The following is a 6,286-nucleotide window of genomic DNA, read 5'->3' on the forward strand; positions in this document are numbered from 1 at the left end:
CAGCGCCAGAAGCGGCGCCCCAAGTGTGATTATCACTCCTGTTCTATCCATAATGCGACCATTGGCCGGAAGTTAAAGGGCCCATGGTTTTCTAGGGACCCGGACACCGCCAGGAGTCACTGCCGGCCCGGCTCGCCGCCAGGATCTCATCCGCCAGCCCGGCCACGCTGGTCTGCAGGGCTGTCACCAGGGACTCCACGCCCTCGCCGGCGCGGGTGTGCTGCTCGCTGATACAGAGCAGGGAGCGCTTGCCGGCACTGACCCGGTAACGGGCCGTGACCCAGGCGCCACGACCGGCCACCGCATCAAACCGGGTCAGCCGCACCGCCACACGCACCGGCTCGCCCTGGCCCGAACTGGCCGCCAGGCGCGCCATCAGGGCACTGCGAATTTCCTCGGCGAGGGTGGCCCCCCACCAGTCCGACGACAGCACCACCAGGCCGGTGTCCCCCTGGCGCACCACCAGCTCGCTGCGATCCACGTAGGCCGGCACCAGCACCTGCTCCAGCTGAATGGCCGCGGCATCGGGCCGGGTCTCCAGCGCCTGCTCCGGCGGCGGCATGAGGGTGTGAAACTGGACTTTGGGACTGGCACAACCACCCAGAACGAGCAGCAGCCACAGGATTCCGAATGTCTTTGTCATGCTATGGCTCTCCTGGCCGGAATCAGGGCTGAAGATCGCCCCGATCCTGTGACTGACGACCCCGGATCAGGGCCTCCGGATGACGCCGCAGGTAGTCGGACAGCTCCCGCACCGAGCGGGACATGCGCTCCACCTCGGTCAGCGCCCGATCAAGCTGGTCCCGCTCGGGCGAACCCTCCTCCAGGGCATCGATGGCGGCGCCCATGGCAAGCCGCATGTCCGCCATCACCTGATCGACACTCTGCAGCGTGGTGAGGGTGGCCGGCAGCACGTCACTGTTGAACTGGGACAGGGTCTTGCGCAGCTCAACCAGGCTGCCGTCCAGGTTTCCGGCGATTCGCTCGAAGGGTATGCCGTCAAGCCGGTCCACCAGAGCCGTCAACTGGGCCTGCACCCGGTCCAGACTGGTGGGCCGGGTCGGGATGGCGATGGTCTGGGCATTGGCATCCAGGCTCGCCACTTCCTCCTCCGGATAGAACTCCATGGCGATGTAAAGCTGACCGGTCAGCAGGTTCTGGCTGCGGGCCTCGGCCCGCAGGCCCTGGTTCACCAGCTGGCGGAAAAGCTTGCCGGTGGCGGCGTTGTCGGGGGTGTCCTTGCTGATGGCCTGCATCAGCTTGTCATGGGCACGGCCCATGAGCTGGGGGTAGATGACCGCATCCACCACCACCGGGAAGGTCTGGCTGTCGGCATCGTAGTCCAGGGTGACACGGCTGACCCGGCCGATCTTCTTGCCCAGGAAATCCACCGGGGCGCCCTCCTCGAGACCCCGCAGCGACTGATCGAAACGCATGCGGATACGCTGGGGCGGCCCCTTGCGGGGCGCCATCGCGGCCTCGCGATTCTCGAACAGCCGGAACCGGGCGCCCTGGCTGGCAACCCGCGTGTCACTGGTCTCCGGCGGTGGTGCCTCGAAGGCAATGCCACCGGTAAGGATGGATACCAGGGACTGGGTGCTGAGTTTCAGACCCTCGGGGCTGAGGCCAAGCTCGATGCCACTGGCGTTCCAGAACCGGCTGTCGGGAGTGACGTACTGATCGTGGGGGGCAGACACGAACACCTCGATATCGACACCGTCACCATTGTCCGCCAACTCATAGGACACCACCTGCCCGACCCGGACCTTGCGGTAATACACCGGCGAGCCCACCGCCAGCGACCCCAGGTTGCCGGCCTGGAGCTCGAAGCGCTTGCCGGGCTCACCGTAGGTCACAGGCGGCGGTGACTCCAGGCCCTGGAAGCGCTTGGCGCTGGTGTCGGAGGTGCCCGGATCGGCGGCGATGAAGTCACCGGAGAAGAGGGTATCCAGGCCCGAAATGCCGCCGGCGCCGATGCGCGGCCGCACCACCCAGTAGCGGGTGTCCTCGGCAGTGAAGGCGGTCGCGTCCTTGGTCAGCTCCACCGTGACGATGACGTTGTCCCGATCCGGTCCCAGCGCCACGTCGGTGACCTCGCCGATCACCACGTTGCGGTACTGCACCGGGGTCTGGCCCGGCGTCAGGCCGGCGGCGGTCTGGAAACTGATCTCGATCACCGGGCCGGTCTGCTGCCAGGCATGCCACAGCATGGACAGCCCCACCAGGGCCGCCACCAGGGGAATTAGCCAGACCAGCGACAGATGCCAGCGGCGGCTTCGCACCTCGGGGCTGGCGAGCGTCTGGCCGCCGGACGAGTCAGTCATTCGGTCTCCCTGTATCCCAGATCAGGCGCGGATCAAAACTCAGCGTGGCCATCATGGTGAGAATCACCACCAGCCCGAAAAACAGGATGCCGGGCCGCGGTTCGATACTGCCAAGAGCTCCAAACTGTACCAAAGCGGTGAGCAGGGCCGCGACAAATACGTCCAGCATGGACCAGTAGCCGATCAGCTCCAGCACCCGGTAAAGCTGTGTGCGCTCCCGCTGTGAGCGCCGGTCGCCACGCTGCACCGTGATCAGCAGCAGGCCCAACGCCAGGAACTTGGTGACCGGCACGCCGACACTGGCCACGAAGATGATCACCGCGATATCCCAGGCACCGCCCTGCCACAGATCCACCACACTGCCCAGGATGGTGGTGGTGGAATCGTGCTGGAGCGCCTGGGTGCGCATGATCGGCAGCACATTGGCGGGAACGTAGAACACCAGCGCCGCCAGCATCAGCGCCCAGGTCCGGCTAATGGCCTCGGGCTTGCGGTCGTGCAGCGGCGCGGTGCAGCGCGGGCAGGCCTGGGGAAAATCCGCCACCGGGCAGGCGTACTTGCAGCGATGGCAGAGCATCAGGTTGAGGTCCCGGGCGAAGGGCACGCTCATGTCACCTGCTCCCACAGCATCCGCACGTCACGGCCGGCAACGCCGATCATCAACAGGCTCAGGGCGCCCAGGGCGAACAGGCCGATCGCCGGCGCCGCGTCGATCCGGCCGGTGAGCTTGACCACCGCCACCAGCGCTCCCAGGAGGAACACCTCCAGCATGCTCCAGGGCCGCAGCACCTCCAGCGCCCGCATGCCCAGCAGAAAACCCGGGGCCTGGCGGCCCAGCCGGGCAAACGCCAGCAGCCAGATCAGCAGTGTCAGCTGCGCCGCCGGCACCAGCACCAGGGCCATGCCGGCGGTGATGGCCATCAGGGTCATGGGTCCACCCAGCAACGCCAGCACCGCCTCCAGCAGGGTGGCGGAATTGACCTGGCCCTGTGCATGCACAAAGAGCACCGGCGAAAAGCACACCAACAGCAGCAGCAGCCCGGCGGCCACGCTCAGGGCGAACAGCTGGTCCAGATTCAGCCAGGGCTCCCGGCTGAGAATGGCACCGCACCGCTGGCAGTGGGCCCGCTCATGGCGAGCCAGGTCCGGGCGCTGGTAAACCGAGTCGCAGTATTCACAGATAATCAGCTCGGAGCTGTGACGCATCCCTCAGGTCCTTGTTTTTAAACAGGGCCGGTTCTGGCTTCAGCTTGGAACAAGGATGGGCGGGAGTCCAGTGGCTTCAGCCCCACTGATAGCGGTGCAGCCGGTCCATGTTGTCCCGCTGGAACGCCTTGTAGGTCTCATCGTCCATGTCGCGCCAGTAGTGCGGCTCGCGGTCTTTCCTGCGGTCGTACTCGGCGGTGGTGGGATCCAGGTGGCGGTAGGCCTCGAACAGGGGAATGTCCGGCAGGGGCTTGGTGACGTCCATGTACTGGCGGATCAGGTCCCAGAAGGCGTACACCTCCTCCCGGTTGGTGGTGGCCGGCACCAGCTGGTTCAGCGACAGCGCCCATTCCCGGGTCTTGTGGACCAGAACCAGCCGGTACCAGATAAAACCCTGGTGGTCCGGCAGGCTGAGCATGTAGCCGTCCCACTCGTGAAACGGGGCCTGGGCGTCTACCTCGCCGGGCCGGTCGGATTTTTCCGGGTGGTGGAAGAGGGTCACCAGCCCCGTGCGGCGGTTGAGTTCCCAGAGAGGGCCTTTGGGCTCCTGGTAGACGAGTTTGGGGAATTTCTTCTCAAGGAAAGCGCCGATACCCCAGCAAACAAGAAAAGGCAGGAGCAGAAAGCAAAAAGTTTGGATTACCCCGTCCAACAGAAACTCTTTAAAAGTGATACCGGACGGCATCTGTGTCCAGCCGAACAACCACACGAGCAAAGTTATTGGAAATAGCATCAGGAAGACGACGCGCCCACCATGGCGCATCCAGAGTAGCAACCAGGAGGTTCTCGGCAGCGTTGCATAGCGCAGCATTTCCTCGTCCACCCGACCGTAATAGGTGTGGCGCTCCTCCCGCTCCGTGATGCCTTTGCGCTTTTCCCTTTCCTCGTTTTCCCGCAAGCCTTCCGGCGTCCAGGTATCCAGAAAACCCGCCGGGTACACATAGCTCAGCCGCCCTTTGGAAAGGGCCGGCCCCATGGTCCAGCCCTTGCGGAAGAGGGTGCTCTGCTGATTGGGTTCGTCGGGACCCTTCTGTTTGCGGTTGCTGCGGTAGGCAGTATCGGCATAGCCGGGGGCTTTCTCCATGACGGCGGTCATCAGGCGTCTTCCTTGTACCTGTGGGTTTGCTCATCGGCCCAGAAGGGCTGGTTTTCTTCCATGAAATCGGGCTGGCCGTGGTGTGCCGCATTATAGACCAGTCCGTCATCCAATTCCGGTGCCGGGAAGTAGCGGTGCCGGTTATCCGCCCAGGGCGCCCGCCACTGGGCGCGCACGGCCACGGCGCTGCCAGTGATGGAGGTCTGGAAAAGACGGGCGCTGGTTTCGTCCGCCGGCAGGGTAAGATAGTAGGCCATGCCGTTTGGCAGGGGCTGCTCCAGCAGCACCTTCGGTGACCGGTCCTGAACACTGCGTCGGGTCACGGGAAAACCGCTGGAGCTGGGGGTGTTGCTGATCCGCGTAACTTCGGAGACCAACCGGAGATGGCAACTCAGAGTACTCTCATCCAGGAACGAGGACAGGTTGTTCTCCACTCGGACCTGATAGTTCACCCGGCTTAACTGCCTTTCCTCCACCGCACTCAGCAATACACCTTCGCCGACAAGTGAGGCCGGCAGATTCCGCAGGGGTTTCATCACAATTCTTGGCCGCGAGAGCATGCCCACCAGGCGATAGTATGCCTCAGCCGGATCCTCGGCCAGGTGGCCATAGCTGTCGTCCTGCTCGGCGCCGAAAGGGCCCCGCTTCAGCCAGTCCACCAGGGGCGGGTCATTCAGTATGAAAGCCGCAATACCACCACCGATGGCAAGGGCAATGCCTACCCCCAGCCAGGCGGCCGGCCCCATGCCAAGAAGGACCACGGTAGCACCGGATGAGGCGGCACTGGAAAATATCAGACCGCTCATCAGCATCATTCCGCCACCCACAGCGGAGACTCCATGGGCCAGAGCGGCATCGCTGTCACCGGTATCGAACTCGTGGGCCATATCCATCAAGGACAGAGTCATGGTAAGACCCCCGGATACAATGCCACCCAGTAAACGGTAACTTACAACCCTTGGCAGCGCTTTCGCCAGGTCGGGTGAGTAGCGAGCGATTAGCTCACGATTTATTGAGAAAAATGTTTTGTTAAGACGAGTGCTCAATCCCTGCCACTTCCCGATATCCTGAGACACTCTTTCTACCGACATCACTGAGGCGATGAGCAAATCCAGACTTGCGCTAATCGCACCTGCATAGGCCCTAAAGGCACTCCGATTGTCGAAAACTTTGCTAAAGAGCCTTTTTTCATTCCAAACATTAAAAGCCTCAATAACCACAATAAAATAAGGCAGCCTAAATTTGTCAGCGATCTCATCCCAACGTTTATAACGCCTCAGCTTGCGGTGAGCATCGGTGACTTCCGCCGTGGCCGGTGCGGCATAGACATGTATCTCCCGGGCCTCCGCTGTCGTGCCCAGATCCGGCATTCTGGCCCGGCTGGTGCCGGCCAGGGGGCTGTCGCTGCCCGGCTGGTAGAACTCCCCGTAGAAGCGCCGCCGCCCGTGCCGGTACGTGTAGGCCTCGCGCTCGGCATCAGTCACACCAAACCTGAGGCCGGTTTGCGGGTCGGTGACACCCAGAATGACCCAGTCAGCGGGCACCGATGACCGGGGCACCAGCCGGATGTCCCCCAGCAGCCTGGGATCTCGGGCCTGGGCCAACCTCAGCAGCGGCCCATACAAACGGGCATCGATCCGGTAGGCGTGGGACTTGAGGC

Annotated in this window: 6 protein-coding genes; all 6 read right to left on the reverse strand. The window is 63.6% G+C overall.

Going from position 1 to position 6,286, the window contains the following annotated elements; translation table 11 throughout:
- Positions 1 to 91 precede the first annotated feature (91 nt).
- A complete protein-coding gene (locus R3280_RS09320; protein WP_318998327.1) occupies positions 92 to 643 on the reverse strand; it encodes a PqiC family protein in 552 nt (183 codons plus the stop codon).
- A gap of 22 nt (positions 644 to 665) precedes the next feature.
- Complete coding sequence (locus R3280_RS09325; RefSeq protein ID WP_318998328.1) at positions 666 to 2,324, reverse strand: intermembrane transport protein PqiB; 1,659 nt, start codon at positions 2,322 to 2,324, stop codon at positions 666 to 668.
- Positions 2,317 to 2,934 (reverse strand): paraquat-inducible protein A, encoded by a 618-nt coding sequence (locus tag R3280_RS09330; RefSeq protein WP_318998329.1) that lies wholly within the window; start codon positions 2,932 to 2,934, stop codon positions 2,317 to 2,319. Before R3280_RS09330 ends, R3280_RS09325 begins: the two co-directional genes overlap by 8 nt.
- Entirely contained in the window at positions 2,931 to 3,530 is a 600-nt protein-coding gene (locus R3280_RS09335; RefSeq protein WP_318998330.1) for a paraquat-inducible protein A, read from the reverse strand. Before R3280_RS09335 ends, R3280_RS09330 begins: the two co-directional genes overlap by 4 nt.
- 76 nt (positions 3,531 to 3,606) lie before the next feature.
- On the reverse strand, positions 3,607 to 4,626 hold the full coding sequence (locus R3280_RS09340) for a hypothetical protein (RefSeq protein ID WP_318998331.1): 1,020 nt from the start codon (positions 4,624 to 4,626) through the stop codon (positions 3,607 to 3,609).
- On the reverse strand, positions 4,626 to 6,286 hold a 1,661-nt coding region (locus R3280_RS09345; protein ID WP_318998332.1), incomplete at its 5' end, for a hypothetical protein. The genes R3280_RS09345 and R3280_RS09340, both read right to left, overlap by 1 nt.

The sequence above is a fragment of the Marinobacter sp. genome (assembly GCF_033722195.1).
Classification (GTDB): Bacteria; Pseudomonadota; Gammaproteobacteria; order Pseudomonadales; family Oleiphilaceae; genus Marinobacter.